This window comes from Streptomyces sp. DS1-CR2 (assembly GCF_055760475.1).
Genome location: NZ_CM147085.1, coordinates 4,160,684 through 4,186,166 on the forward strand (window position 1 = coordinate 4,160,684; position 25,483 = coordinate 4,186,166).

Consider the following 25,483-nt stretch of genomic DNA (forward strand, 5'->3'; position numbering starts at 1 on the left):
CAGCCTCTCTCTTCACGGCCGTTGCCGCTGCGATCTCCACACCACGAAGAGCGCGGAGGCGACGGCCGCCCCCCGCACCACCCACGGCCACGTCGTGCCGATCGCGTCGCTCATCCGCCCGTCCGCGATCGGCTCGCCCCACCGCCCGGTGTTACGGCCCCACAGCCACACGAGCCCGGCTGTCACCGCGAGCCCCGGCAGCCACAGCACCGCCACCTTCGACTCGCCCTCGCTCAGGCGCCGCGACGCGTACGCGATGATCCAGCCGAGGCCCAGCGCGAACCAGTTGCCCATGACCGCGCCGGCCACGAGGAGCGCGGCGGCGAGCAGCAGGAGCGGGTTCGACCAGCCGGGCGGGGACGGGAGGCGGCGCCCCCGGGACGTCTTCTCCGTGCCCGTCTGCGGCTCGTCGTCCGGGAGTTCGTCCTCCGTCGCGGCTGCGGCCTTGCGTGCCTTGGGCAGGCGCGGTTCGTCCTTGGCCGGCGGCTTGAGTATCTCCGGGATCTCGACGCCGCCCACGAATCCCGGCACGCTGTCCGCAACGCCGAACGGGCTGCTGTCCACGCGCCACCAGTCCGGCTCCGAACCCGGCTCCCCCAGCTCGTCCGTCCCCGCCAGATGCGGCGGCGACGGCGCGTCCCGCGCCTCCTCGTCCTCCTGCGGCTCCGCGCGCGGGCCCGGCACGATCCGCCGAAGGCCCTTCGGACGGGGCTCCTTGGGCCGCGGCTCCTTCGACCTCTGCACGGGCACCGCCGCCCGCGGCGCCTCCGGCTCCGCCGGACCGCGGCCCCTGCCCGCGCCCGTCACCACCTCGTCCGGCGTGCCGAGGCGCTCCAGGATCCGGCGCACCGCGGCCGGGCTGTCCACCGTCGTTTTCGCGCGCCGCGCCTCGATCTCGTTGCGCAGCTCCGACACCAGGCGCATCCGCGTGCCAGAAGGCAGCTGACGCTGCTGGGCCAGGTCGCCGACCCGGCTCAGATAGTCGAAGACGAGCTGATCGCTCTCGATCCCCACGAAGTCCCCTCCGGGGTGGTGATGTTGACGGTTCGTTCACCCGTTTTACGACGTTACCGTGCCCGGCGCGGCGCCGGGGGCCTCTTCCGGGCCCAGCGGGGCCGCCGCCCGGCGGGCCGGTCAGGCGCTACCGTGGCCCGGATGAGCACTCACGAGCCGCACCGCGCCGCCGAGGACGGGAGCGGGGCGGGGAGTACGGCCCCCCGGTCCCTCGCCGAGGCGTTGCGCGCCCGCGACGACGCCTCCCTCGGCGCACTCCTGCGCGCCCGCCCCGATCTGCTCAACCCTGTTCCCGGCGACCTCACGCAGCTCGCCACCCGTGCGGGCACCCGCGCCTCCGTGATCCGCGCGCTCGAGCACCTGGACCGCTTCACTCTCCAGACCGCGGAGGCGCTGGCCGTCGCCCCGGAGCCCACCACGTACGGCACCCTCCTCGCTCTGCTCGCCGGGGACGAGGGTGACGACGCGGGCGTGGACGCCCGTACGGTCTCCGCCGCTCTGCCCCGCGCCGTCGCCGCCCTGCGCGAACAGGCCCTGATCTGGGGGCCCGACGACCGGCTCCGTCTCGTGCGCACCGCCCGCGAGCTGCTCGCCCCCGCGCCCCAGCGGCCCTCCCCCACGGGCCTCGGCCCCACCGTCGCCGAGGCCACCGCGGGCATGTCCCCCGGCCGCGTCCAGGAGATCGTGGCGGCCGCGGGCCTCGCCTCCACGCACGACCCGGTCTCCGCCGTCGCCTCGCTGACCGCGCTCTTCACCGACCGGCCGCGCATGTCGGCCCTCCTCGACGAGGCGCCCGCGGACGCCGTCGAGGTCCTCTCCCGGCTCGTCTGGGGCCCGCCCTACGGCCAGGTCACCGCCGAGCCCGCCGCCCATCTGCGCTGGCTCCTCGACCGCGGACTCCTCCTGCCGACCGCCCCCGGGACCGTCGTGCTGCCCCGCGAGGCCGCCCTCCACCTGCGCGGCGGACGCGCCCACCGCGCCCTGGAACCCGTACCCCCCGCCGTCGAACCCGCCGCCACCCACCGCCCCACCGTCGTGAACGCGACCGGCGCCGGGCAGGCCTACACCGCGCTCGCCACCGTCGAGGAGCTGCTCAAGGACTGGGACGAGGGCGGGCCCGCCGTTCTGCGCGCCGGCGGGCTCAGCGTGCGCGACCTCAAGCGCACCGCCGCCGCCCTCGACACCACCGAGCCCCTCGCCGCGTTCTGGGTCGAACTCGCCTACGCGGCCGGGCTCATCGCGCCCGACGGCGAGGCCGACGAGCAGTACGCCGCGACGCCCGCCTACGACACCTGGCTGGAGCAGCCCGCCGCCGAGCGCTGGGCGCGGCTCGTCGCCGCCTGGCTCCCCGCCACCCGCACACCCGGGCTCGTCGCCGGGCGCGACGGCGGCGTCGCCGTCTCCGCCGCCGGGCGCACCCTCTCCGCCCTCGGGCCGAACCTCGACCGCTCGGCCGCCCCCGAGGTCCGCCGCCGCGTGCTCGCGCTCCTCGCCGAGCTGCCCGAAGGCGCCTCACCCGACCCCGAGACCCTCCTCGCCCGGCTCCGCTGGGAGCGGCCCCTGCGCGGCGCCGCCGCCTCCTCCGACGAGGCCGGTGACCCCGACGACCTGCGCGCCCGCATCGCCCGGTGGACCCTCACCGAGGCGGAGCTGCTCGGCGTCACGGGCCGGGGTGCCCTGTCCGAGCACGGGCGGGCACTCCTTGAGGGCGGTGTGACGACTGCCGCGGAGGCGGCCGCCGTCGCTCTGCTCGCTCCGCTGCTGCCCGAGCCGCTGGACCATGTCCTTCTTCAGGCCGACCTGACCGCGGTCGCCCCCGGGCCCCTGGAACGGCCCCTCGCCGAGGCGCTCTCCGTCCTCGCCGACGTGGAGTCCAAGGGCGGCGCGACCGTCTACCGGTTCACCCCCGGGTCCGTACGGCGCGCACTCGACTCCGGCCGCACCGCCTCCGACCTGCACGACTTCCTGAACACGCACTCCCGTACGCCCGTCCCGCAGCCCCTCGCGTACCTGATCGACGACGTGGCCCGTAAGCACGGGCATCTGCGCATCGGCGCCGCCTCCGCGTACGTGCGCTGCGACGACGACGTACTCCTGGGCGAGATCCTCGCCGACAAGCGCTCCGCCGGCCTGCGCCTGCGGCGGCTCGCGCCGACCGTCCTCGCCGCGCAGGCCGATCCCGCGGCGCTCCTGGAGGGCCTGCGGCAGATGGGGTTCGCGCCCGCCGCGGAGAGTCCCGAGGGCGATGTGCTGATCACCCGCGCCCACGCCCGCCGCACTGGGCCGCGCAGCGCCCCCGAGCCCGTCCCGGAGGGACCGCCTGTGCCGGACGGCACGCTCCTGACCGCCGCCGTGCGCGCGATCCGCGCGGGTGACCTCGCCTCCACGACGCCGCGCAAGCACGCGCCGGGCGAGCAGAGCGGGGCGCTTCCCCGCACCAGCGCGGCGGACACGCTGGCCACGATGCAGGCGGCCGTCCTGACGGGCGAGGCCGTGTGGATCGGCTATGTGAACGCGGAGGGCACCGCCAGCCAGCGCGTGATCGCCCCGATCCGGGTCGAGGGCGGGTTCGTCACCGCGTACGACCACACGGCGGACGAGGTGCGGACGTATCCGCTGCACCGGGTGACCGGGGTGGCCGAGCTGGAGGCCGAGGCCTGACCCCGGGGTCCGTGCCTCCCCCACGTCCCGTCGGCGGCCGACCGTACGCGGTTCGTACGCGCCATGCGGCACACTGGACGTTTGGCCCCGCGCCTCGCGGAGCGCGGTGGAAGGGATACATGTGAACGGACCGCTCATCGTCCAGAGTGACAAGACGCTTCTCCTGGAGGTCGACCACGACCAGGCCGACGCCTGCCGTCGCGCCATCGCGCCCTTCGCCGAGCTGGAGCGCGCCCCGGAGCACATCCACACGTACCGGCTGACGCCGCTGGGGCTGTGGAACGCGCGGGCCGCCGGCCACGACGCCGAGCAGGTCGTGGACGCCCTCGTCGAGTACAGCCGCTACCCCGTCCCGCACGCGCTCCTGGTCGACATCGCCGAGACCATGGACCGGTACGGGCGTCTGACGCTGTCCAAGCACCCGGCGCACGGCCTCGTCCTGACCACCACGGACCGGCCGGTCCTCGAAGAGATCCTCCGCTCCAAGCGCGTGGCCCCGCTGGTCGGCGCCCGCATCGACGCCGACACCGTCGCCGTGCACCCCTCGGAGCGCGGCCAGATCAAGCAGACGCTCCTCAAGCTGGGGTGGCCCGCCGAGGACCTCGCCGGTTACGTGGACGGCGAGGCGCACCAGATCGATCTCGCGGAGGACGGCTGGGCGCTGCGCCCGTACCAGAAGCAGGCGGTCGAGGGCTTCTGGCACGGCGGGTCCGGCGTCGTCGTGCTGCCCTGTGGCGCCGGTAAGACGCTGGTGGGCGCCGGCGCGATGGCCGAGGCCAAGGCGACGACGCTCATCCTCGTCACCAACACGGTCTCCGCCCGGCAGTGGAAGCACGAGCTGGTCAGGCGGACGAGCCTGACCGAGGACGAGATCGGCGAGTACAGCGGGACGAAGAAGGAGATCCGTCCCGTCACCATCGCCACGTATCAGGTGCTGACCACGAAGCGGAAGGGCATCTATCCGCATCTGGAGCTCTTCGACTCCCGCGACTGGGGACTCGTGATCTATGACGAGGTGCATCTGCTGCCCGCGCCCGTCTTCAAGTTCACCGCCGACCTCCAGGCCCGGCGGCGCCTCGGCCTCACCGCGACGCTGGTGCGTGAGGACGGGCGCGAGTCGGACGTCTTCTCGCTGATCGGCCCCAAGCGCTTCGACGCTCCGTGGAAGGAGATCGAGGCCCAGGGCTACATCGCGCCCGCCGACTGTGTCGAGGTGCGCGTCAATCTGACCGACAGCGAGCGGCTCGCCTACGCGACCGCGGAGGCCGAGGAGAAGTACCGCTTCTGCGCCACCACCGCGACCAAGCGGAAGGTGACGGAGGCCCTCGTGCGCAAGCACCAGGGTGAGCAGACCCTCGTCATCGGGCAGTACATCGACCAGCTCGACGAGCTGGGCGAGCATCTGGACGCACCCGTCATCAAGGGCGAGACCAGCAACGCCCAGCGCGAGAAGCTGTTCGACGCGTTCCGCAACGGCGAGATCTCCGTCCTCGTCGTGTCCAAGGTCGCCAACTTCTCCATCGACCTGCCCGAGGCCACGGTCGCGATCCAGGTGTCCGGCACCTTCGGGTCCCGGCAGGAGGAGGCACAGCGCCTCGGCCGCGTCCTGCGCCCGAAGGCCGACGGGCACGAGGCCCGCTTCTACTCCGTCGTCGCCCGCGACACCATCGACCAGGACTTCGCGGCCCACCGCCAGCGCTTCCTCGCCGAACAGGGCTACGCGTACCGGATCGTCGACGCCGACGAACTCCTCGCGGGCGAGCAGGGCAGCTGACGGTCGGCGACAAGGGCCCGTCCACCGTGTGTGGACGGGCCCTCGCTTTGCCGGTTGTCGCTACGCCTGCGGCCTGAAGTTCCTCAGGCGCAGGCTGTTGCCCACGACGAACACCGACGAGAGCGCCATCGCCGCGCCCGCGATCATCGGGTTCAGCAGGCCCGCCGCGGCCAGCGGCAGCGCGCCGACGTTGTAGGCGAACGCCCAGAACAGGTTGGTGCGGATGGTCCCCAGCGTCCGCCGGGACAGGCGGATCGCGTCCGACGCCGCCCTCAGGTCGCCCCGGACCAGCGTCAGGTCGCCGGCCTCTATCGCCGCGTCCGTGCCCGTGCCCATCGCGAGCCCCAGGTCGGCCTGCGCCAGGGCCGCCGCGTCGTTGACGCCGTCGCCGACCATGGCCACGGAACGCCCTTCGCCCTGAAGCCTCTTCACCACGTCGACCTTGTCCTGCGGCATGACCTCCGCGATCACCTCGTCGATGCCGACTTCGGCGGCCACCGAACGCGCCACGGCTTCGTTGTCGCCGGTGAGGAGGATGGGTGTCAGGCCGAGGCCCCGCAGTCGCCGTACCGCTTCCGCGCTGGTCTCCTTCACCGCGTCCGCGACTTCGAGGACCGCCCTGGCCTCCCCGTCCCAGGCCACCGCGACAGCCGTATGTCCCGCCGCCTCCGCCTGCGCCCCGGCCCGCTCCAGCTCCACCGGCAGCCGGATCTCCCACTCGCCCAGCAGCTTGACGCGGCCGACGAGTACGGCGTGGCCGTCCACGATGCCCTGCACGCCGAGCCCGGGAAGGTTCGCGAAGTCCTCGACGACGCCGAGCTCGCCCACCTTCTCGCGGGCCCCGTCCGCGATGGCCTGCGCGATCGGGTGCTCCGAGGCGTGCTCCAACGCCCCTGCGACACGCAGGACTTCACTCGTGTCCGTGCCGTCCGCCACGTGCGTGGCGAGCAGCGTCATCCGGCCGGTCGTGACGGTTCCGGTCTTGTCGAGGACGATCGTGTCGACCGCGCGCGTGGTCTCCAGGACCTCCGGGCCCTTGATGAGGATGCCGAGCTGCGCGCCGCGCCCCGTGCCGACCATCAGCGCCGTCGGTGTGGCGAGGCCCAGGGCGCAGGGGCAGGCGATGATGAGGACGGCGACGGCCGCGGTGAAGGCGGCCGTGATCCCGGCGCCGCTGCCGAGCCAGAACCCGAGCGTGGCCAGCGCGAGCCCGATGACGACCGGCACGAACACGGCGGAGATCCGGTCGGCGAGGCGCTGCGCGGCGGCCTTGCCGTTCTGCGCGTCCTCCACGAGGCGCGCCATACGGGCGAGTTGGGTGTCAGCGCCGACGCGGGTGGCCTCGACGACGAGGCGTCCGCCGGCGTTCAGCGTCGCGCCGGTGACGGCGTCCCCGACCGCGACCTCCACGGGCACGGACTCACCGGTCAGCATCGAGGCGTCGACGGCGGACGCGCCCTCGACCACGGCGCCGTCGGTGGCGATCTTCTCGCCGGGCCGTACGAGGAACCGGTCGCCGACCTTCAACTCGGCTACGGGGACGGTCTCTTCACGTCCACCCTCGCGCACGAGCGTGACGTGCTTGGCCCCGAGTTCGAGCAGCGCCTTGAGCGCCGCGCCGGCCTTCCGCTTGGACCTGGCCTCGAAGTAGCGCCCGGCGAGGATGAAGGCGGTGACTCCGGCGGCGGCCTCCAGGTAGATGTTCCCGGCGCCGTCGCTGCGGGCTATGGTCAGCTCGAAGGCGTGCGTCATACCGGGCATGCCGGCGGTTCCGAAGAAGAGCGCCCACACCGACCAGAGGAACGCGGCCGACGTCCCGACGGAGATGAGCGTGTCCATCGTCGCGGCGCCGTGCCGGGCGTTGGTGAAGGCGGCCTTGTGGAAGGGCCAGGCAGCGTACGTCACGACGGGTGCCGTCAGCGTGAGGGACAGCCACTGCCAGTACTCGAACTGGAGGGCGGGGATCATCGCCATCGCCACGACGGGTACGGCGAGTATGACGGCGGTGAGCAGTCGCTGCCGGAGCGGCGCGAGCGAGTCGGCCGACCCGTCCGATTCCGCCCCTTCCGCCTTCTCCGCCTTTTCCTCGAGGATCCGGGGCGGTTCCTGGGCCGTGTACCCGGTGGCCTCGACCGTCGCGATCAGGTCGGCCACGGCCACCCCGTCGGCGAAGGTGACCTTCGCCTTCTCCGTCGCGTAGTTGACGGTCGCCGCCACGCCGTCCATCCGGTTCAGCTTCTTTTCGATCCGGGCGGCGCACGAGGCGCAGGTCATGCCGCCGATGGCGAGTTCCACCTCTGCCGCCTGGGCGGCGGAGGGCGCGGTGGCGGCCGGGTGCGCCGACATGAGGCCTCCTCGGTTTCGGTCTGCTCCCGTACCCGGGGTGGGTATCGCTTACGAGATCCAATCTATACCCATGGGGGGTATCCAATGCAAGTGTTCCCTCACTTGACTTCATACCTCCCAGGGGTACGGCACGGCCACTGATCGTCTGTCGGCGCGGGCCGTCTGCGCGTAGGCTGGCCTATTGGACTAGACCTCTAGGGACCTGTTGTGACGACAGGCCCTGGGGCCCGGCCGCCACCGCATCCGCATCCGCCTTCGTAACCGACAAAGGGGTCCCATGAGCAAGCGTGCAGTCCTGGAGGTGATCGCGCTCGGCGCCGAGGACGCCGTCGCGGCCCAGGCGGGCGGCGCCGACCGCCTTGAGCTGGTCACCGACATGGCGGCGGACGGGCTCACCCCGTCGCGCGAGACGTTCGGCCGGATCCGCGCGGCCGTCGGCATCTCGCTGCGGGTCATGATCCGGCTCGAAGACGGTTTCGCCGCGGGCGACCTGGACGCGCTGGCCGAGACCGCGCGCGGGCTGCGCGCGGAGGGGGCCGACGAGTTCGTGCTCGGCTTCCTCGACCCGGCGGGCGGCCCCGACCTCGCGGCGGTCGAACGGATCACGGCCGAGCTGGACGGCTGCCGCTGGACGTTCCACCGCGCCATCGACCGGACCGCGGACCGCGACGCCCTGCGCAAGCACCTCGCGCACGCGCCGGGCCTCGACACGTACCTGACGGCCGGTTCGCCGGACGGCGTGGACGCCGGGCTCGACGTCCTCGCGGCGGAGGCGGCCCGCTCGGGCGAACCTGGTTACGAGCAGCAGATCCTGGTCGGCGGCGGCCTCCGCCTCGACCACCTGCCGCGCCTGAAGGCGGCGGGCATCGACGCCTTCCACATCGGCGGCGCGGCCCGCCCCCGGGGCTGGACGGCCCCGGTGTCGACGGAGGCGGTCCGCACATGGCGCGAGGCGGTCGACGCCGGAGCCTAGGCGGTCGATGCCGGAGCCCAGGCGGTCGATGCCCGAGCCTAGGCGGCCGTCACACCGCCAGCTGCTCCGGCAGCTCCGCGGCGTGGACCACGACCAGACCGGATACGGCTCGGGTCAGCGCCACGTACAGACGCCGCAGTCCGGTCCGCTCGTCGGGTTCGCCGTCGACGACGGCGGCGGGCTCGTCGAGGACCACGTAGTCGTATTCGAGGCCCTTCGCGAGCGAGGCCGGTACGAGGGTGAGGCGGGTCTGAGCGGTGGTCTCCTCGCCGGGGCCCAGGTAGGTGAGCCCGGCGTCCGCGAGGGCCGCGGCCAGGTCCGGGACACGGGCGTCGGCGGCGATGAGGCCCACGGACCCCTCCCGCTCCAGCGCCTCGGCGCACGCGGCGACCACGTCGTCGGTCCCGCGCGCGGCCTCCCGGACCTCGAAGGCGCCGGGGTTCTCACGGACGGACGAGACGGGCGCGAGTCCGGGCGCGATGTGGGGCAGCAGCCGGGACGCGTACGCGATGACGTCGCGCGGCACGCGGAATCCGACGGTCAGCTCCTCGACCACGGCCTCCTCCTTGCCCAGATGCCGCAGCGCCTCGGCCCAGCTGCGCGTGGCCCAGGGCGTCGTGCCCTGCGCGAGGTCGCCGAGGACGGTGGCGGACCCGGTGGTGCAGCGACGCCCGACGGCCCGGTACTGCATGGGCGAGAGGTCCTGCGCCTCGTCGAGCACCACATGCCCGAGGGAGTGCGTACGGGCGACGAGATCGGTGACCTCGTCGATCAGCACGGCGTCGGCGGAGGACCACTTGGCGGCCCGCGCACTGCGCACCGGCCGCTCCCACAGCACGCACTTCTGCTCGTCCTCGCTGAGCACGCCCTCCGCGTGCTCGGCGAGGAACTCGGCGTCGGACAGCAGCCGCAGCACGAGCTTCGCGGGATCGACGGCGGGCCAGAGGACCTTCACGGCGGCCTTGACGGCCGCGTTCCTGGCCACGGCGTCCTGCACACGGTCGTCGGGCGCCTCTCCCGACCGCTCCATCTGTACGAGGACGGCATGGGCGATGCGCTGCGGAAGGGCGTCGCGGGCGGCGCCGTAACGCATGTCGCGCGCCATCAACTCCCGTACGATCTCCTCCAGTTCGTACGCGGGCACCCGCCACCGCCGGGACCCGCGCACGACCACGACGGGCTCCACGGGCAGCGTGATGTGCGACCGCACGGCCCGCCGCAGGACCTCGGCCATCCGCGCGTCGCCCTTGACCACGGCGGTGTCCGCGCCGTCGGCTCCCCGCACCTCCACATGGGCGACGAGGTCGTCGACGGTGGCCTGCTTGACCTCCAGCTCACCCAGCGCGGGCAGCACCTGCTCGATGTAGTGGAGGAAGGACCGGTTCGGCCCGATGACCAGGGTCCCGGTGCGGGCGAGCCGCTCGCGGTGGGCGTACAGCAGATAGGCGACACGGTGGAGGCCGACGGCCGTCTTTCCGGTACCGGGCCCTCCCTGGACGCACACGGACCCCGAGAGCCCGCTGCGCACGATCTCGTCCTGCTCGGGCTGGATGGTGGCAACGATGTCGCGCATGGGCCCGACGCGGGGGCGCTCGATCTCGGCCTGGAGCAGCGCGCTCACGACCTCGGCCTCGGCGGGGTCGGACAGCCGCTCGTCCTCGTACGCGGTGAGGTCCCCGCCCGTGTACCCGAACCGCCGGCGCAGCCCGACGTCCATCGGGTCCTTCTTCGAGGCGCGGTAGAAGGGCTGCGAGACGGGGGCGCGCCAGTCGATGACCATCGGATCGCCGGCCGCGTCATGAACATGCCGCCGCCCGATGTAGAACCGCTCCCCGTCGGCCCCTTCCGCCTGGTCGGCGCCGGGGGCGTGCAGGTAGTCGAGCCGCCCGAAGAACAAGGGGGTGTGCGACAGATCGGCCAGGGCCTTGATCCGGTCGCTGATCTGGCGCTGCAGAACGGCGGCGTTCACCCAGTTCGCGGTGACGTCGGCGATGTCGAGGGATTCCACGTCCTCGCGCATGGCGCGCAGGGCGGAACGGGACGACGTGAGGTGGGCGCGCTCGCGGGAGAGCGGGTCGTCGAGGGACACGGGCGAGCCTCCGGGCTCCGGGGGGTTCGGTTACACACGGCAGCCGGCCGGTTTCCGTCCGGGCGGCGGCGCTCCACGGAGGGAGGCGGGCAAGGCGGACCACCTTACTCCCGCCCCGACACACGGCCAACACATTTATTTCCCGTTTTCCCGGGGAGCCGTGAGGGCCCTGGGGGACGGAGTCACCCCCGGACGCAGGCCCGCCGCCGCAACCTACACCTCCGGACCGATGTGCACGGAATGTCCGTATTCCACCATGGAGGCATGACGGCCATGACGTTCACTCACGGTGCCACCGCAGCCACGGAAACCCACCACCCCCACCATCTCGGAAACGTCCTGCGCGCGGCCAAGGTCATCGTGACCTCGGCGCTCCGCGTGATCCTTCTGGGCGAGTACGACGAGGAGGCCGGCGTACAGAGACGATCAGGCCCGTACCGGCCTCCCCCGGACTACCCGTACCGGCCACCCCCGGACTAGGGGTGGAGACGGGGCCCGCCGACGAAGTTCACCGGCAGGGTCTAGGGTCGCCGCATGCGGGACGACCTGAGGAAAGCCTGGGCTGAGACACTCGCCGCGGCCCAGCCCACAACAGCCACACCCACCACCCCGGACGCCTACGCGGACGACCTCCTGGCCCGCTGGTCGGAGCCACAGCGCCGCTACCACACGACGACGCACCTCAAGGCGGTCCTGGACCACATCGACGTACTGGAGGACCACGCCGACGACCCGGCCTTGGTGCGCCTCGCGGCCTGGTTCCACGACGCGGTGTACCTCCCCGAGCGCTCGACGAACGAGGAGCGCTCCGCGCGCCTGGCCGAACGGGCCCTGTCGGAAGCGGGCCTGACGGGCCGGCAGATCGACGAGGTGAGCCGCCTGGTCCTGCTCACGGTGACGCACGACCCGGACGAGGACGACCACAACGGCGAGGTCCTGTGCGACGCGGACCTGGCGATCCTGGCGGCGGCCCCGGACGCGTACGCGGCCTACGCGGCTGCGGTCCGGGAGGAGTACGGCTTCGTACCGGACGAACCGTTCCGCGAGGGCCGAGCCGCTGTCCTGCGCCAACTCCTCGCCCTGCCCCGCCTGTTCCGCACCCCGTACGGTGCTGCGCACTGGGAGGAGCGGGCCCGCGAGAACCTCACGGCGGAGCTGGACCTGCTGACTCCCCAAACCGGTTGATCGGCGCGAGCGGCCGGCGCATCCTCGCCCCATGACACTCCTCACCATCGCGGCCGCCCGCGTACGCCTGCACGAGCTGTCCCTGGAGTCGGCCAGGGACCTGAACGCGGACAGCGGGTCGGGCGGCTTCACCTGGCTGGACGGCGACGCACCGGACGGCACCCGGACCGGCTCCGGGATCACGGTGAAGGCGCACGCGGCGGGCACGTACCGCGAGGGCTGGGGAACGTACGCGATCGTGCGGACCGAGGACGGGCGCGCGGTCGGCGGGATCGGCTTCCACAGCGCGCCGGACGAGGAGGGCCGCGTCGAGATCGGCTACGACGTGACCGAGGGGGCGCGCGGCCGGGGCTACGCGACGGAGGCAGTGCGGGCGATAGCGGCATGGGCGCTGTCGCAGCCGGGCGTCACCGCGGTGACGGCAAACACGGACCTGGACAACGGCTTGTCCCGACGGGTACTGGAGCGGGCCGGTTTCGTGCGGATTCCGACGACAAAGGACCTCTGCGCGTACGAACTGCTGGGAATGTGAGCAACGCTGCGTCGCGTTGTGTCACGTCGTGCCTGACTCCGCTCGAAAAGACGTCCTCCAAGGCGGGCCTCAGCTCCCCTCCGCAGGACGCCCCTTCGGCCTGCGCAGCCCCGCCTCGGTGAGCCTGCGCACCAGCTCCTTCGAGCCGATCTGCACGGCCCCGGCCCGCACCGCGTCCTCGTAGCGGTGCGACGGCAGGTCGTAGTGGTCGCGCTCGAAGGCGCGGGGCGGGATGCCGAGCCGGTCGGCGAAGAGATGGAGCTCGCCGAAGGAGACGTCGCTGACCAGGTGGGACCACATGCGCCCGTGTCCGGGCCAGGTCGGCGGATCGATGTAGACGGTCATCGCACGACGGTACCGAGGGACCCCACGGGCGCCACGACCACGCCCGCCTCGCTGCACACCCAGTGCGGGTCGGGGCCCAACTCCGGTTCCACATCGAGGGCGTGGGGTTCGCCGGAGCCGCACACCGGGCACAGGGGCCAGCGGCCGGAGCGTTCGAGGAGTCCGTCCTGGACGTCCTGCGCGACGAGCCCGGCGAGGTAGTCGATCCCTTCCGGCCACTGTTCGACCCACCAGCGGCGGTGCACTATCGAGTCCTCGACGAGGGACACGACGTCGGCGTGGGCGACCTCGCCGGAGACGAGGTCGGCGAGTACGAGGGCGCGGGCCGCGTGCAGCGCCTGTTCGAGGGGGCTGATCTCCATGTAGCCATTGTGCTCCCTCGGCGTACGCGCCCACGTAACCTTCGGCACGGCCGACCCGGGAAGACGTGCCGTAGGGCACAGCCGAAGGACTCTTGACGCCACACCCCCCTGAAAATATCTTTCAAATGTGACCAGCAACGTGAAGGAAATTTTCGCAGGCGACGCGCCGCCCGCCCCGGCCGCCCTCGCGGCCAAGGTGCGGACCCTCGCGCCGTCGATGACCCGCTCCATGCAGCGGGTCGCCGAGGCCGTCGCCGGTGACCCGGCCGGCTGCGCGGCCCTCACGGTCACCGGCCTGGCCGAGCTCACCGGCACCAGCGAGGCGACGGTGGTCCGTACCGCCCGCCTCCTCGGCTACCCCGGATACCGGGACCTGCGCCTCGCCCTCGCCGGGCTCGCCGCCCAGCAGCAGTCGGGCCGCGCCCCCGCCGTCACCGCGGACATAGCGGTCGACGACCCCATCGCCGACGTCGTCGCGAAGCTCGCGTACGACGAGCAGCAGACCCTCGCCGACACCGCGGCCGGACTCGACACCGTGCAGCTCGGCGCGGCCGTGAACGCGCTGGCGGGCGCCCGCCGCATCGACATCTACGGCATCGGCGCGTCCAGCCTCGTCGGCCAGGACCTCGCCCAGAAGCTCCTGCGCATCGGGCTCATCGCCCACGCCCACGGCGACCCGCACCTGGCGATCACCAACGCCGTGCAGCTGCGCGCCAAGGACGTCGCCATCGCCATCACACACTCCGGATCGACCCACGACGTGATCGAGCCGCTCCGCGTCGCCTTCGAGCACGGAGCCGCCACGATCGCGATCACCGGCCGCCCCGACGGCCCGGTCTCGCAGTACGCCGACCACATACTGACCACGTCCACGGCCCGCGAGAGCGAGCTGCGGCCGGCCGCGATGTCGTCCCGCACGAGCCAGCTGCTCGTCGTGGACTGCCTGTTCGTGGGCGTCGCGCAGCGTACGTACGAGACGGCGGCCCCCGCCCTGTCCGCTTCGTACGAGGCGCTCGCACACCGTCACACGCCGCGCGGCTCCCGCTAGACGACGCGGGCCGCGCTCCCTCTGAAGCCACCGCCGCACCGGACCCCCACCGCCGCACCGGAAAGAGCCGCACACGTCATGACCTCCACGACCGACGCCGCCGACAACTACGGCGAACTGCGCGCCCAGCTCGCCACGCTCACCACCGAGGCGTTCCGCCCGGAACTCTCCGAGATCGACCAGCTGTCGACGGTGGAGATCGCGCAGATCATGAACGGTGAGGACGCGAGCGTCCCCACCGCCGTCGCCGAGCAGCTCCCGCAGATCGCCGCCGCGATCGACGGCACGGCCGAGCGGATGGCCCGCGGCGGCCGCCTCGTCTACGCGGGCGCGGGCACGGCGGGCCGGCTCGGCGTCCTGGACGCGTCCGAGTGCCCGCCCACCTTCAACACCGACCCGAGCGAGGTCGTCGGCCTGATCGCGGGCGGCCCGAGCGCCATGGTCAAGGCGGTCGAGGGCGCCGAGGACTCCAAGGTGCTCGCGGCCGAGGACCTGGACGCGCTGGGTCTGACGGCGGACGACGTCGTGGTCGGCATCTCGGCCTCGGGCCGTACCCCGTACGCGATCGGCGCGGTCGAGCACGCGCGCGGCCTGGGCGCCCTCACGATCGGCCTGTCGTGCAACGCGGACAGCGCGCTCGCGGCGGCCGCGGACCACGGCATCGAGGTCGTCGTCGGCCCCGAACTCCTCACCGGTTCCACCCGGCTGAAGGCGGGCACGGCCCAGAAGCTCGTCCTCAACATGCTGTCGACGATCACCATGATCCGGCTCGGCAAGACGTACGGGAACCTGATGGTCGACGTACGCGCCTCGAACGAGAAGCTGCGCGCCCGCTCCCGCCGGATCGTCGCCCTGGCCACCGGCGCGGACGACGCCGCCATCGAGGCCGCGCTCGCCGCGACGGACGGGGAGGTGAAGAACGCGATCCTCGTGATCCTCGGCTCGGTCGACGGCCCGACGGCCGCCCGCCTCCTGACCGACAGCAAGGGCCATCTGCGCGCCGCGCTCCAGGCCTCGGCCACGACCCCGTAGCCCCGTCGTCCCGTAGGCCCGTAGCCCCGCAGTCCCGTAGCCCCGTATTGCTCCACCTCCCACGCACAGCAAGGCACCACGACCATGGCTGACTCCAAGAACCGCGCCATCGCCGCCGCGATCCTTCCTCTCGTCGGCGGCGCATCGAACGTCACGTCCGTAGCCCACTGCATGACCCGGCTCCGTCTCGGCCTCGCCGACCGTGCTCTCGTCGACGAGGACGCGCTGAAGGCGCTGCCCGACGTCATGGGCGTGGTCGACGACGAGACGTACCAGATCGTCCTCGGACCGGGAAAGGTCGCCCGGGTCACCCCGGAGTTCGAGGAGCTGGTGCAGGACGGCAAGTCGGCCGCACCGGAGCCGCACGCGGTGACCGCCGACGAACTCGCCGCCCAGGGCGCCGAGTTGAAGGCGGCCCGCAAGGCGAAGAACGCCACCCCGTTCAAGCTGTTCCTGCGCCGGATCGCGAACATCTTCGTGCCGCTGATCCCCGCGCTGATCGGCTGCGGCATCATCGCCGGCATCAACGGCCTGCTGATCAACCTGCACTGGCTGCCGGGCGTCACCGCCGCCCTGGCCGCCATCGCCTCCGGCTTCATGGCGCTGATCGCGGTGTTCGTCGGTTACAACACGGCGAAGGAGTTCGGCGGTACGCCGATCCTGGGCGGCGCGGTCGCGGCGATCATCGTGTACGCGGGCGTCGCGAACATCGAGGCGTTCGGCCAGAAGCTCTCGCCCGGGCAGGGCGGCGTGCTGGGCGCGCTGGGCGCCGCGGTTCTCGCCACGTACATCGAGAAGTGGTGCAGGAAGTGGGTCCCGGAGGCGGTGGACGTCCTCGTCACCCCCACCCTCACGGTCCTGGTCTCCGGCCTGGTCACGATCTTCGGCCTGATGTACGTGGCGGGTGAGGTCTCCACGGGCATCGGCACCGCGGCGAACTGGCTCCTCGACAACACGGGCGCGTTCGCGGGCCTCGTCCTCGGCGGGCTCTTCCTCCCCCTGGTCATGCTGGGCCTGCACCAGGCCCTCATCCCCATCCACACCACGCTCATCGAGCAGCAGGGCTACACCGTCCTGCTCCCCGTCCTGGCGATGGCGGGCGCGGGCCAGGTCGGCTGTGCGATCGCGGTCTTCAAGCGCCTCAAGCACAACAAGTCGATCCGTACGACGATCAAGTCCGCGCTCCCCGCAGGCTTCCTCGGCGTCGGCGAACCCCTGATCTACGGCGTCTCGCTCCCGCTCGGCCGCCCGTTCATCACGGCGTGCGTGGGCGGCGCGGCGGGCGGCGCGTTCGTCGGCTTCTTCTCGATGATCGGCGACAAGGTCGGCTCGACGGCGATCGGCCCCTCGGGCTGGGCCCTGTTCCCCCTCCTCGACGGCAACAAGGGCCTCGGCACGACGGTCGCGATCTACGGCGCGGGCCTCCTGGTCGGCTACATCGTGGGCTTCGCGGCCACGTACTTCTTCGGCTTCAGCAAGCAGATGCTGGTGGAGTTGAACGTGGACTCCCAGGCCGCCGCCGGCGAGTCCCCGGCCCCGGCCCCCGCGGGCACGACGGAACCGAAGGAGCCCGCGAAGGTCTGACCGGCCGCTCTCTCCCTCTGAGCCGGGGCCCGCACGGGCCCCGGCTGTCAGCTTTCCTGAACGTCGCCCCGCACCCGCGTGAAACGGAGCGACCCGGCGACGCCGGTCAGGCCGCGCAGCATCCCCAGCTGGTTCCACCCCATGCCGAACTCCGACCGGTCCACGGTGAATTCGGCGGCCAAGGTAACCGCGTCCGCGCCCTCTCCGGTCAGCCGCACGGGTACGGACACCGGCCTGCTGACACCGCGCACGGTCAGCTGACCGTCCACCTGCGCCGTGGCGTCCGCACCGATCTCGACACCCCGCACCTCGAAGGTGATCTCGGAGTGTTTCTCGACGTCGAAGAAGTCCGCCGAGCGCAGATGGGTGTCGCGCTTGGCGTTCTTGGTGTCGAGCGAGGCGACGTCCAGGGTCACGGTCCCGGTGGCGGTCCCGTCGGGCCGGACCTCACCGTCCCCGCCGACGACACCGAAGGCGCCCTTTACGGTGACGAGCCCCCACATGGTGCGGTGCTTGAGCGCGACGGTGGAGGCGTCGGCGTCGAGCTGCCACTGCCCCGTTTCCACGGCGACGGTCATGACTTCTCCCGATTGCTTATCACTGAGTTCGGATCACGGATCACGGATCACGGAGCTGAGTAATCCAAATTTGGACCACTCGCGCATCTCACGGTAGCCACTGATCCAAATTTGTACAACCGGTAGGGCAAATTTGGACAACCGGTAAACTCGGACCCCATGAGCGACGACGCGGCAGAACCCGACGAGAGCCCGTCCGGCTGTCCGGGCGGCGGCGCCGGCCTGCTGCCGCCCGAGCTGCGCGCATGGATGCTGCTGCTCGCCGCCACGGGAGGCGTGGAACAGCGGCTTCGCTCCGTCGTCAAGGAGCAACTCGGCGTCTCCCACGATGAGTTCCTCATCCTGTGCCTGCTCGCGGAGGAGAAGGGCGAGTCCACCGAAGGCGGCGTCCGCATGACCCGCATAGCCGACCTGCTCGGCCGCCCCAAGACCCGCCTCACCTACCAGGTGGCCCTGCTCCAGCGCGCCGGACTCGTCACCCGCGCCTCGACCTGTGGCGACAAGCGCGGCGTCGAGGTCGCCCTCACCGACAAGGCCCGCACCCTCCTGCGGCAGGCGTCGGCCGCCCTGGCCACCACGGTCACCGACGCCATCGCCCAGTTCGTCGGCGCCGCCCAGCAGGAGGCACTGCACAGCCTCATCCCCGCGCCTGAAGAGGCTCCTAACTGATCACGGCAGCCGCCCCTCCCGGTTCACCACCCGCACCCGCGCCCTCAGCTCCTCCGTGACGGGCGCCGGCTCCACCGCCTCCGGCGGACAGTCCCACTCGCGCCCGCCGCCGGGCGGCCGCAACTGCACGTAACCGCCCTCGCGCCCCATGATCTGCCCGACGCGTCCGTCCCGTACGTCGATCACGTACGCGCCGATGTTCACGCGCCGCGCCTGTCGTGCAGTACGGCGACCAGCCGCATCGCCGTATCGAGGTTCACGCACCCCAGGTCCACCAGCGGATAGCCGACCTCCCCCGCCGCCGACACGGGGTCGACCCGCAGGGACGGCAGCAGCACGCCCAACACCCCGAGTTCGGCCCGCAGTTGCGCGATGGTCTCCTCGACCACCCGCAGCCGCTCCGCGTCCCGCACCACCATCGCCCGCTCCTTCACGCCAAGTTTCACTTTCACCACCCAGCGTGACGGGATCAGCTCTACGCTTTCCAGAGCCACCGGCCCAACAAACCCTTTGTTGCTCTGGGAGTCGATGCACGTGACCGGACCGAAGGACCTCGACCCCGCCTCCCGCCGCGTCATGGTCGGTGAGGAACTCCGCCACGCGAGAGAGCGGGCGGGCCTGACCCAACAGGCCCTGGGCGAGCTGCTGTTCGTGAGCGGGTCGTACGTCGGCCAGATGGAGGCGGGCACGCGCAGAATCCTGCCGGACATGGCGGAACGGCTGGACGACGCGCTGGGGACGGCGGGGTTCTTCGTCCGGCATGGTGTGAAGGCGAACGAGTCGAAGCACCCCGAGCACTTCGCGGAGGCGGCTGAGGCGGAGGCCATCGCGATCGAGATCAGGCAGTACGAGTCGCTGCTGATCCCTGGCCTGCTGCAAACACCGGCCTACGCCCGCGCGGTCTTCCTCGCCTACCAGCCCACGGCCCCGGAGGAGGCGATCGACAAACTGGTGGCGGCCCGAATGGAACGCACCTGCCTCCTCGACGATCCAACAGAGCCCTTGTTGTGGGCAGTTCTGGATGAGGCCGCCCTGCGCCGGGAAGTGGGCGGACCTGCGGTGATGGCCGAGGCCCTGCGCCACATCGCCGCTCTGATCCGCAGGCGCCGGGTCATCGTCCAGGTGGTGCCGTTCTCGGCGGGGGCGCACGCCGCCTTGGAGGGCTCCCTCAAGCTCATGCACTTCAGGGACGCACCGCCGCTCTCGTTCGTCGAGGCCTCCAGCATGGGGCAGTTGACGGATGATCTGGCAACAGTTGCCCGCCATCAGCTGTCCTACGATCTGCTCAGGGCCGATGCACTTACTCCGAGGCAATCCCTGGCCCTGATCGAATCAGTGGCGGAGGATTACGCGCATGAAGATCACGCACCCGGAGCCTGACCTCACCTCGGCCACCTGGCACAAGTCCTCGTACAGCGGCGGCAGCGGCGGCGACTGCCTCGAAGTCACCCACGACCACCCCGGACTGGTCCCCGTCCGCGACTCCAAGAACCCCGACGGCCCGAAGCTCGTGCTCCGGGCGGACGCCTGGTCCGCGTTCATCACGGATCTCAAGGGAGATCGCTAGGGCGTGTCCACCCGCCCCGGCAGTGGCGCAAGATCACAAGCAGATTGCGTGGCTGGTGAGGGCGGGTGGTTGCGGGAGCCTCCATCAGTTTTCCGTTCGGCTGCGGACTGGTGGGGGCCGGCTTTCCCCAATGACGGTCAGTGAGTGGATACGAGTTCAGCAACCCGGTCTCCTTCGCGACAACGCAGACGACCAACCGCAAAGAAGAAGCGGCAGCAACAGGCAGGCGGGGGAGGCGGCGGTCGCGGCAGGGCGCGGGCGAGCGGGTTCTTGGGGTGGCAGAGGAGTTGCCCCGGAAGCGAGGCTGAGTTGGCCGGGATCCGCCAATCTCCCTGTCGGGGGCGGGGTCGGCCAGGGCCGGGCCCCGGTCCACCAGCCATCTGCGGCGGATCTCGGCGGGGTTTGGCAGATTCGGGCCACAAGCTCACTCGGAGCTCAAGTCGCCGGCCCCGAGCGCTCCTTTCAAGGAACGGGAGGCGGGTCTCAACCCGCCCTCCGGCCCACGGGGATGAACCGGCCTCAACTGCCGTATCAGAATGGCCCCATGAGCCACGACCGCGAACACCCGGACGACGACCGCGTCTTCGTCCGGAGCAACTGGGGCACGAACCGCTACGTCTACAACGCGCGCAACCCCGTCGGACGCGTCCTCATCGTCGGCTCGCTGCTGTTCGCGGCGGGTGCGCTCTACGTGCTGTACCACCCGGACCTCTTCCGGGGCGGCTGGGACGGTGACGACCTGCGGACCGCGGTGACGGGCGCGACGACGCAGCTGTCGCAGGAGAAGACCGGCCCGGGCACCGACACCGGCCTGTACGCGGACATCCTGAGGCAGGACATCGCGCGGCACGGGAAGGGCCCGGAAGACGCCCTCACCGTCACCCTCGCCTCCGACCCGCCCGAATCCACGATCTGGTACGGCGGCACCGAGGACGCCGACTTCTCGGTCGAGGCCCGCGGCACCGATACCGCCTTCTGCCTCCACGTCCATGCGGTGCAGCGGCCGAAGGCGATGGGCTACGACGCCGTGGACTTCACCGTCGACGACGGCAGCTGCCCCGGAGGGACCACCGGGGCGCCTTGACGGCGTCCGGCGCTCCACATGCGCCCGCGCGCACACTCGCGCATTCTGAAGTTATGGCTGAGAGCACGTTCTCGAAGATTTCCTGGACCGAGTTCCGTCCCGACCAGAGGCGGCTGACCACCGGTGCCGCGCTGACCGGGGCCGGGATGCTGGTCGCCGCGGCCGGTGTCGGCCTGCTCGTCTTCGAGCTGGTCCGCGCGGGCCGTACCTGGACCAGCAGCTGGGAGGTGCCGCCCGGCGAGCTCGCCGCCCGGACCCTCCACCAGGCGCAGACCGCCGCCCAGGCCGGGCGCGACGCGTGGCGCACGTACGAGGAGCAGGCCGTCTGACCACACGACGTCGGCCCCCGGGACCAGATGGTCCCGGGGGCCGACGGAGATGTACTTACCGATCCGTCAGGATCAGAAGTCCATGTCACCGCCCGGCATGCCGCCCGGAGCGCCGCCCGCGGCGGCCTTCTCCGGCTTGTCGGCGATGACGGCCTCGGTGGTGAGGAACAGCGCGGCGATGGACGCGGCGTTCTGCAGCGCGGAACGCGTGACCTTCGCCGGGTCGAGGATGCCCTCGGCGATCATGTCGACGTACTCACCGGTCGCGGCGTTCAGGCCGTGGCCGATGGGAAGGTTGCGGACCTTCTCCACGACGACGCCACCCTCGAGACCACCGTTGACGGCGATCTGCTTGAGCGGGGCCTCAAGGGCGAGCTTCACGGCGTTGGCGCCGGTCGCCTCGTCACCGTCGAGCTCGAGCTTCTCGAAGACCGCGGAGGCCTGGAGCAGGGCCACGCCGCCACCGGCGACGATGCCCTCTTCGACGGCCGCCTTCGCGTTGCGAACGGCGTCCTCGATGCGGTGCTTGCGCTCCTTGAGCTCGACCTCGGTGGCCGCGCCCGCCTTGATGACGGCCACGCCGCCGGCGAGCTTGGCGAGGCGCTCCTGGAGCTTCTCGCGGTCGTAGTCCGAGTCGCTGTTCTCGATCTCGGCACGGATCTGGTTGACGCGGCCCTGGACCTGGTCGCTGTCACCGGCGCCGTCGACGATCGTCGTCTCGTCCTTGGTGATGACGACCTTGCGGGCGCGGCCGAGCAGGTCGAGACCGGCGTTCTCCAGCTTGAGGCCGACCTCCTCGGAGATGACGGTGCCACCGGTGAGGATGGCGATGTCGCCGAGCATGGCCTTGCGGCGGTCACCGAAGCCCGGGGCCTTGACGGCGACGGACTTGAAGGTGCCACGGATCTTGTTGACGACCAGGGTCGACAGGGCCTCGCCCTCGACGTCCTCGGCGATGATCAGCAGCGGCTTGCCGGACTGCATGACCTTCTCGAGCAGCGGAAGGAGGTCCTTCACGTTGCCGATCTTCGAGTTGACGATGAGGATGTACGGGTCGTCGAGCGACGACTCCATACGCTCCATGTCGGTGGCGAAGTACGCCGAGATGTAGCCCTTGTCGAAGCGCATACCCTCGGTGAGCTCAAGCTCCAGACCGAAGGTCTGGGACTCCTCGACGGTGATGACGCCTTCCTTGCCGACCTTGTCCATGGCCTCGGCGATGAGCTCGCCGATCTGGGTGTCGGCGGCGGAGATGGAGGCCGTGGAAGCGATCTGCTCCTTGGTCTCGACATCCTTGGCCTGCTCGAGCAGGGCGGCGGAGACGGCCTCGACGGCCTTCTCGATGCCGCGCTTGAGGGCCATCGGGTTGGCGCCGGCCGCGACGTTGCGCAGGCCTTCCTTGACGAGCGCCTGGGCGAGGACGGTCGCGGTCGTCGTGCCGTCACCGGCGACGTCGTCCGTCTTCTTCGCGACCTCCTTGACCAGCTCGGCGCCGATCTTCTCGTACGGGTCCTCGAGCTCGATCTCCTTGGCGATGGACACACCATCGTTGGTGATCGTGGGGGCGCCCCACTTCTTCTCGAGGACGACGTTGCGACCCTTGGGGCCCAGGGTCACCTTGACGGCGTCGGCGAGCTGGTTCATGCCGCGCTCGAGGCCGCGCCGTGCCTCCTCGTCGAACGCGATGATCTTGGCCATATGAAGTGGTCCTCCCGGACGGGGTGGAAACGCAAACGGACCGTGCTGGTGCCCGCGACGGACGGCCTGCGTGCCGTGTGGTTCCTTGCCCCACCCGGCCTGCGAGCCTCACCGACCCGATCCAAGTTCTGTCACTCTCACCTTCAGAGTGCTAACGCAATGATTAGCACTCGACCTAGGAGAGTGCAAGCGCCTCCGGCAGACGCGCGGTCCCCGCGGGCGGTGTGCGCGGGGTGCGCGCGCACGCACGAGAGGCCCGTACCCCACGTGGGGTACGGGCCTCTCGGCGTGAGTGTGTCGGTGGCCGATCGCGCCGAGATCAGACGGCGAGCTTGACCATGTCCGCCTGCGGACCCTTCTGGCCCTGCGAGATCTCGAATTCGACTCGCTGACCCTCTTCAAGGGTGCGGTATCCGTCCATCTGGATGGCGCTGTAGTGGACGAATACATCCGCACCACCGTCGACCGCGATGAAGCCGTACCCCTTCTCCGCGTTGAACCACTTGACGGTGCCCTGAGCCATGTCTAACTCCCCTATTACTGGCCCTTGCACAGGCCCGCACTTCGCGGACCCGGGTCAGACCTCACCCCCCATTGGTTGGGGGTGTGCGCCGGAACGCGTCGACCGCGGCTGAATGTATCTGCCCAACTGCCGTCTGCAACAGGTCAATCGGACGAGAAATCTGGGCACGGCAGAGCGGTAAAAAGCGGCGGAGCCATTGGATTCCGGGGCAACTCGGGCCCGACAAATGCCACGAACACCCGATAAGGGCTGGGCACTTTGGCTGCTTCTTGTCGGACGGGGGCCGACTTCATATATGCGCTCGGCACAAGCGCGAAGCGCGGTTCCCAACTCTACCGCGCTCAACCCTGCTGAATTGCCCCCTCCGCTTCTCTCGCGGAGGGGGCAATTCAGGTAACTCTGTGTGGCCTCGTCAGGCCGGGCGATCAGCCGCCGGCACTGTGCTCGATGGTCAGCCTCCGGCACTGCGCTCGATGGTCAGCCTCCGGCGACGGCCGGGATGATCGAGACGCCCGCGCCCGCCGGCGTCGCCGTCTCGAGGCCCTGCTCGAAGCGCACGTCGTCGTCGTTGACGTACACGTTGACGAAGCGGCGCAGCTTGCCCTGGTCGTCCAGGACGCGGGCCGCGATGCCCGTGTGGTTCTTCTCCAGGTCGGTGATGACCTCGGAGAGGGTGGCGCCCTCGGCGGCGACCTCGGCCTTGCCGCCGGTGTAGGTGCGCAGGATGGTGGGGATGCGGACGTTGACGCTCATGGGGGCTGCAGCCTTTCCGTGCGGGTGTTCGCGGGGTTCGCGGGTCTTCAGTGGGCGAGGCCCGCGTCGCGGAACGCGTCCAGGCTCGGGCGGATGGTGGCGGTCGCCTGGGACGTCTCGGCGACCGCGTCGAGGGTCTTGAGACCGTCGCCGGTGTTGAGGACGACGGTCGTGAGCGTCGGGTCGATGAGACCGGCCTCGATCAGCTTCTTGGTGACGCCGACCGTCACACCGCCCGCGGTCTCCGCGAAGATGCCCTCGGTCTGCGCGAGCAGCTTGATCGCGTCGACGACCTGCTCGTCGTTGACGTCCTCCACGGCGCCGCCGGTGCGGCGGGCGATGTCGAGGACGTACGGGCCGTCGGCCGGGTTGCCGATGGCGAGCGACTTGGCGATCGTGTTCGGCTTCTGGGGCCGCACGACGTCGTGGCCGCCCTTGTAGGCGACGGAGACCGGCGAGCAGCCCTCGGCCTGGGCGCCGAAGAGCTTGTACGGCTTGTCCTCGACGAGGCCGAGCTTGATCAGCTCCTGGAGACCCTTGTCGATCTTCGTGAACTGGGAGCCGGACGCAATCGGGATGACCAGCTGGTCCGGGAGCTGCCAGCCGAGCTGCTCGCAGATCTCGTACGCCAGGGTCTTGGATCCCTCGCCGTAGTACGGGCGCAGGTTGACGTTGACGAAGCCCCAGCCCTCGCCGAGCGGGTCGCCGATGAGCTCGGAGCAGAAGCGGTTGACGTCGTCGTAGTTGCCCTCGATGCCGACGAGTTCGCCGCCGTAGACCGCGGCCATGACGACCTTGCCCTGCTCCAGGTCGTGCGGGATGAACACGCAGGAGCGGAAGCCGGCGCGGGCCGCGGCGGCGCCGACGGCGCCGGCGAGGTTGCCGGTGGAGGAGCAGGACAGGGTGGTGAAGCCGAAGGCGCGGGCGGCCTCGATGGCCTGGGCGACGACGCGGTCCTTGAAGGAGTGCGTGGGGTTGCCCGAGTCGTCCTTGACGAACAGCTTGCCCTGCTCGACGCCGAGTTCACGGGCGAGGTTGTCGGCCTTGACGAGCTTGGTCCAGCCGGGGTTCAGGTTCGGCTTCTCGGCGACGTCGGCCGGGACGGGCAGGAGAGGGGCGTAGCGCCAGATGTTGGCGGGTCCGGCCTCGATCTCCTTGCGCAGCGACTCGGGGTCGCCCGTCGGCAGGTCGTAGGAGACTTCGAGCGGCCCGAAACACTCGGCGCAGGCGAAGATCGGTCCGAGCGGGAAGCTGGTGCCGCACTCGCGGCAGGAAAGCGCCGAGGCGGGTCCGAGATCTACGGAAGTGGTGGTGGCGACAGTCTGCGCAGCCATGAT

The 25,483-nt window shown here is 71.2% G+C and carries 26 protein-coding genes; 14 read left to right on the plus strand and 12 right to left on the minus strand.

What is annotated here, in order from left to right:
• Window positions 1-12: 12 nt before the first annotated feature.
• Complete coding sequence (locus ACY0PA_RS19980; RefSeq protein WP_473085900.1) at window positions 13-1,014, minus strand: hypothetical protein; 1,002 nt, start codon at window positions 1,012-1,014, stop codon at window positions 13-15.
• Between the two features lie 141 nt (window positions 1,015-1,155).
• On the opposite strand from ACY0PA_RS19980, the gene ACY0PA_RS19985 reads away from it, so the two are divergent.
• The gene (locus ACY0PA_RS19985; protein ID WP_473085901.1) at window positions 1,156-3,675 is read left to right on the plus strand and encodes a helicase-associated domain-containing protein; all 2,520 of its coding nucleotides are present in this window, start codon (window positions 1,156-1,158) and stop codon (window positions 3,673-3,675) included.
• Between the two features lie 121 nt (window positions 3,676-3,796).
• Window positions 3,797-5,449, plus strand: a complete 1,653-nt coding sequence (locus ACY0PA_RS19990) for a DNA repair helicase XPB (protein ID WP_473085902.1) — start codon at window positions 3,797-3,799, stop codon at window positions 5,447-5,449.
• A gap of 60 nt (window positions 5,450-5,509) precedes the next feature.
• On the opposite strand, the gene ACY0PA_RS19995 is transcribed toward ACY0PA_RS19990, so the two are convergent.
• Window positions 5,510-7,795 carry a heavy metal translocating P-type ATPase gene (locus tag ACY0PA_RS19995; protein WP_473085903.1) on the minus strand — a complete coding sequence of 762 codons (2,286 nt, stop codon included), beginning with the start codon at window positions 7,793-7,795 and terminating at the stop codon, window positions 5,510-5,512.
• A 277-nt stretch (window positions 7,796-8,072) separates the two neighbouring features.
• On the opposite strand from ACY0PA_RS19995, the gene ACY0PA_RS20000 reads away from it, so the two are divergent.
• Entirely contained in the window at window positions 8,073-8,768 is a 696-nt protein-coding gene (locus tag ACY0PA_RS20000) for a copper homeostasis protein CutC (protein ID WP_473085904.1), read from the plus strand.
• Window positions 8,769-8,817: 49 nt separating this feature from the next.
• On the opposite strand, the gene ACY0PA_RS20005 is transcribed toward ACY0PA_RS20000, so the two are convergent.
• The gene (locus tag ACY0PA_RS20005) at window positions 8,818-10,857 is read right to left on the minus strand and encodes a HelD family protein (protein WP_473085905.1); all 2,040 of its coding nucleotides are present in this window, start codon (window positions 10,855-10,857) and stop codon (window positions 8,818-8,820) included.
• A 273-nt stretch (window positions 10,858-11,130) separates the two neighbouring features.
• Between ACY0PA_RS20005 and ACY0PA_RS20010 the strand changes: the two genes are divergently transcribed.
• Genes ACY0PA_RS20010 through ACY0PA_RS20020 form a run of 3 tightly spaced genes read left to right on the plus strand, consistent with a single transcriptional unit; the run spans window position 11,131 to window position 12,574 of the window.
• Entirely contained in the window at window positions 11,131-11,337 is a 207-nt protein-coding gene (locus tag ACY0PA_RS20010) for a hypothetical protein (protein WP_473085906.1), read from the plus strand.
• Between the two features lie 54 nt (window positions 11,338-11,391).
• A complete protein-coding gene (locus ACY0PA_RS20015) occupies window positions 11,392-12,042 on the plus strand; it encodes an HD domain-containing protein (protein ID WP_473085907.1) in 651 nt (216 codons plus the stop codon).
• Between the two features lie 31 nt (window positions 12,043-12,073).
• Window positions 12,074-12,574 (plus strand): GNAT family N-acetyltransferase, encoded by a 501-nt coding sequence (locus ACY0PA_RS20020; protein ID WP_473085908.1) that lies wholly within the window; start codon window positions 12,074-12,076, stop codon window positions 12,572-12,574.
• Window positions 12,575-12,643: 69 nt separating this feature from the next.
• Here the strand turns inward: ACY0PA_RS20020 and ACY0PA_RS20025 are convergent, their stop codons facing one another.
• Both ACY0PA_RS20025 and ACY0PA_RS20030 read right to left on the minus strand, forming a co-directional pair.
• Window positions 12,644-12,919 (minus strand): DUF4031 domain-containing protein, encoded by a 276-nt coding sequence (locus ACY0PA_RS20025; protein WP_473085909.1) that lies wholly within the window; start codon window positions 12,917-12,919, stop codon window positions 12,644-12,646.
• Complete coding sequence (locus ACY0PA_RS20030; protein WP_473085910.1) at window positions 12,916-13,281, minus strand: hypothetical protein; 366 nt, start codon at window positions 13,279-13,281, stop codon at window positions 12,916-12,918. The genes ACY0PA_RS20025 and ACY0PA_RS20030 overlap by 4 nt, the downstream gene beginning before the upstream one ends.
• Before the next feature lie 127 nt (window positions 13,282-13,408).
• On the opposite strand from ACY0PA_RS20030, the gene ACY0PA_RS20035 reads away from it, so the two are divergent.
• From ACY0PA_RS20035 to ACY0PA_RS20045, 3 genes are all read left to right on the plus strand, one after another.
• Complete coding sequence (locus ACY0PA_RS20035; protein WP_266671766.1) at window positions 13,409-14,329, plus strand: MurR/RpiR family transcriptional regulator; 921 nt, start codon at window positions 13,409-13,411, stop codon at window positions 14,327-14,329.
• Between the two features lie 78 nt (window positions 14,330-14,407).
• Complete coding sequence (gene murQ / locus ACY0PA_RS20040) at window positions 14,408-15,361, plus strand: N-acetylmuramic acid 6-phosphate etherase (protein WP_473085911.1); 954 nt, start codon at window positions 14,408-14,410, stop codon at window positions 15,359-15,361.
• A gap of 84 nt (window positions 15,362-15,445) precedes the next feature.
• Entirely contained in the window at window positions 15,446-16,945 is a 1,500-nt protein-coding gene (locus ACY0PA_RS20045; protein WP_473085912.1) for a PTS transporter subunit EIIC, read from the plus strand.
• 47 nt (window positions 16,946-16,992) lie between these two features.
• On the opposite strand, the gene ACY0PA_RS20050 is transcribed toward ACY0PA_RS20045, so the two are convergent.
• Entirely contained in the window at window positions 16,993-17,523 is a 531-nt protein-coding gene (locus tag ACY0PA_RS20050) for a YceI family protein (protein ID WP_473085913.1), read from the minus strand.
• 159 nt (window positions 17,524-17,682) lie between these two features.
• On the opposite strand from ACY0PA_RS20050, the gene ACY0PA_RS20055 reads away from it, so the two are divergent.
• On the plus strand, window positions 17,683-18,192 hold the full coding sequence (locus tag ACY0PA_RS20055) for a MarR family winged helix-turn-helix transcriptional regulator (protein ID WP_473085914.1): 510 nt from the start codon (window positions 17,683-17,685) through the stop codon (window positions 18,190-18,192).
• On the opposite strand, the gene ACY0PA_RS20060 is transcribed toward ACY0PA_RS20055, so the two are convergent.
• Both ACY0PA_RS20060 and ACY0PA_RS20065 read right to left on the minus strand, forming a co-directional pair.
• A complete protein-coding gene (locus ACY0PA_RS20060; protein WP_473086651.1) occupies window positions 18,193-18,396 on the minus strand; it encodes a hypothetical protein in 204 nt (67 codons plus the stop codon). It abuts the gene before it with no gap.
• Window positions 18,393-18,686: a hypothetical protein gene (locus ACY0PA_RS20065; protein WP_473085915.1), complete on the minus strand. Its 294-nt coding sequence runs from the start codon at window positions 18,684-18,686 to the stop codon at window positions 18,393-18,395. The genes ACY0PA_RS20060 and ACY0PA_RS20065 overlap by 4 nt, the downstream gene beginning before the upstream one ends.
• A gap of 82 nt (window positions 18,687-18,768) precedes the next feature.
• Between ACY0PA_RS20065 and ACY0PA_RS20070 the strand changes: the two genes are divergently transcribed.
• The 4 genes from ACY0PA_RS20070 (at window position 18,769) to ACY0PA_RS20085 (ending at window position 21,172) form a co-directional block, all read left to right on the plus strand.
• Window positions 18,769-19,572, plus strand: coding sequence for a helix-turn-helix domain-containing protein (locus ACY0PA_RS20070; RefSeq protein ID WP_473085916.1), 804 nt, complete (start codon window positions 18,769-18,771; stop codon window positions 19,570-19,572).
• The gene (locus ACY0PA_RS20075) at window positions 19,547-19,759 is read left to right on the plus strand and encodes a DUF397 domain-containing protein (protein WP_473085917.1); all 213 of its coding nucleotides are present in this window, start codon (window positions 19,547-19,549) and stop codon (window positions 19,757-19,759) included. Before ACY0PA_RS20070 ends, ACY0PA_RS20075 begins: the two co-directional genes overlap by 26 nt.
• A gap of 544 nt (window positions 19,760-20,303) precedes the next feature.
• Window positions 20,304-20,843 (plus strand): hypothetical protein, encoded by a 540-nt coding sequence (locus ACY0PA_RS20080; protein ID WP_473085918.1) that lies wholly within the window; start codon window positions 20,304-20,306, stop codon window positions 20,841-20,843.
• Between the two features lie 53 nt (window positions 20,844-20,896).
• Window positions 20,897-21,172 carry a hypothetical protein gene (locus ACY0PA_RS20085; RefSeq protein ID WP_473085919.1) on the plus strand — a complete coding sequence of 92 codons (276 nt, stop codon included), beginning with the start codon at window positions 20,897-20,899 and terminating at the stop codon, window positions 21,170-21,172.
• A 72-nt stretch (window positions 21,173-21,244) separates the two neighbouring features.
• Here ACY0PA_RS20085 and groL read toward each other — a convergent pair whose 3' ends face one another.
• From groL to thrC, 4 genes are all read right to left on the minus strand, one after another.
• Window positions 21,245-22,870: a chaperonin GroEL gene (groL, locus tag ACY0PA_RS20090; RefSeq protein WP_100595711.1), complete on the minus strand. Its 1,626-nt coding sequence runs from the start codon at window positions 22,868-22,870 to the stop codon at window positions 21,245-21,247.
• Between the two features lie 319 nt (window positions 22,871-23,189).
• Window positions 23,190-23,393 (minus strand): cold-shock protein, encoded by a 204-nt coding sequence (locus ACY0PA_RS20095; RefSeq protein ID WP_005315736.1) that lies wholly within the window; start codon window positions 23,391-23,393, stop codon window positions 23,190-23,192.
• Between the two features lie 477 nt (window positions 23,394-23,870).
• A complete protein-coding gene (locus tag ACY0PA_RS20100; protein ID WP_473085920.1) occupies window positions 23,871-24,146 on the minus strand; it encodes a MoaD/ThiS family protein in 276 nt (91 codons plus the stop codon).
• Window positions 24,147-24,193: 47 nt separating this feature from the next.
• Window positions 24,194-25,480 carry a threonine synthase gene (gene thrC, locus ACY0PA_RS20105; RefSeq protein ID WP_356273985.1) on the minus strand — a complete coding sequence of 429 codons (1,287 nt, stop codon included), beginning with the start codon at window positions 25,478-25,480 and terminating at the stop codon, window positions 24,194-24,196.
• Window positions 25,481-25,483: the final 3 nt, after the last annotated feature.

Excerpts from the sequence above, each read along its gene's own strand:
- ACY0PA_RS20000 (WP_473085904.1), top strand. The coding sequence starts at position 8,073 with ATGAGCAAGCGTGCAGTCCTGGAGGTGATCGCGCTCGGCGCCGAGGAC.
- ACY0PA_RS20080 (WP_473085918.1), top strand. The coding sequence starts at position 20,304 with ATGAGCCACGACCGCGAACACCCGGACGACGACCGCGTCTTCGTCCGG.
- ACY0PA_RS20095 (WP_005315736.1), bottom strand. The coding sequence starts at position 23,393 with ATGGCTCAGGGCACCGTCAAGTGGTTCAACGCGGAGAAGGGGTACGGC.
- ACY0PA_RS20045 (WP_473085912.1), top strand. The coding sequence starts at position 15,446 with ATGGCTGACTCCAAGAACCGCGCCATCGCCGCCGCGATCCTTCCTCTC.
- ACY0PA_RS19985 (WP_473085901.1), top strand. The coding sequence starts at position 1,156 with ATGAGCACTCACGAGCCGCACCGCGCCGCCGAGGACGGGAGCGGGGCG.
- ACY0PA_RS20020 (WP_473085908.1), top strand. The coding sequence starts at position 12,074 with ATGACACTCCTCACCATCGCGGCCGCCCGCGTACGCCTGCACGAGCTG.
- groL (WP_100595711.1), bottom strand. The coding sequence starts at position 22,870 with ATGGCCAAGATCATCGCGTTCGACGAGGAGGCACGGCGCGGCCTCGAG.
- ACY0PA_RS20055 (WP_473085914.1), top strand. The coding sequence starts at position 17,683 with ATGAGCGACGACGCGGCAGAACCCGACGAGAGCCCGTCCGGCTGTCCG.
- ACY0PA_RS20010 (WP_473085906.1), top strand. The coding sequence starts at position 11,131 with ATGACGTTCACTCACGGTGCCACCGCAGCCACGGAAACCCACCACCCC.
- ACY0PA_RS20030 (WP_473085910.1), bottom strand. The coding sequence starts at position 13,281 with ATGGAGATCAGCCCCCTCGAACAGGCGCTGCACGCGGCCCGCGCCCTC.
- ACY0PA_RS20075 (WP_473085917.1), top strand. The coding sequence starts at position 19,547 with ATGAAGATCACGCACCCGGAGCCTGACCTCACCTCGGCCACCTGGCAC.
- murQ (WP_473085911.1), top strand. The coding sequence starts at position 14,408 with ATGACCTCCACGACCGACGCCGCCGACAACTACGGCGAACTGCGCGCC.
- ACY0PA_RS20100 (WP_473085920.1), bottom strand. The coding sequence starts at position 24,146 with ATGAGCGTCAACGTCCGCATCCCCACCATCCTGCGCACCTACACCGGC.
- ACY0PA_RS20025 (WP_473085909.1), bottom strand. The coding sequence starts at position 12,919 with ATGACCGTCTACATCGATCCGCCGACCTGGCCCGGACACGGGCGCATG.
- thrC (WP_356273985.1), bottom strand. The coding sequence starts at position 25,480 with ATGGCTGCGCAGACTGTCGCCACCACCACTTCCGTAGATCTCGGACCC.
- ACY0PA_RS20015 (WP_473085907.1), top strand. The coding sequence starts at position 11,392 with ATGCGGGACGACCTGAGGAAAGCCTGGGCTGAGACACTCGCCGCGGCC.
- ACY0PA_RS20070 (WP_473085916.1), top strand. The coding sequence starts at position 18,769 with ATGGTCGGTGAGGAACTCCGCCACGCGAGAGAGCGGGCGGGCCTGACC.
- ACY0PA_RS20085 (WP_473085919.1), top strand. The coding sequence starts at position 20,897 with ATGGCTGAGAGCACGTTCTCGAAGATTTCCTGGACCGAGTTCCGTCCC.
- ACY0PA_RS20050 (WP_473085913.1), bottom strand. The coding sequence starts at position 17,523 with ATGACCGTCGCCGTGGAAACGGGGCAGTGGCAGCTCGACGCCGACGCC.
- ACY0PA_RS19995 (WP_473085903.1), bottom strand. The coding sequence starts at position 7,795 with ATGTCGGCGCACCCGGCCGCCACCGCGCCCTCCGCCGCCCAGGCGGCA.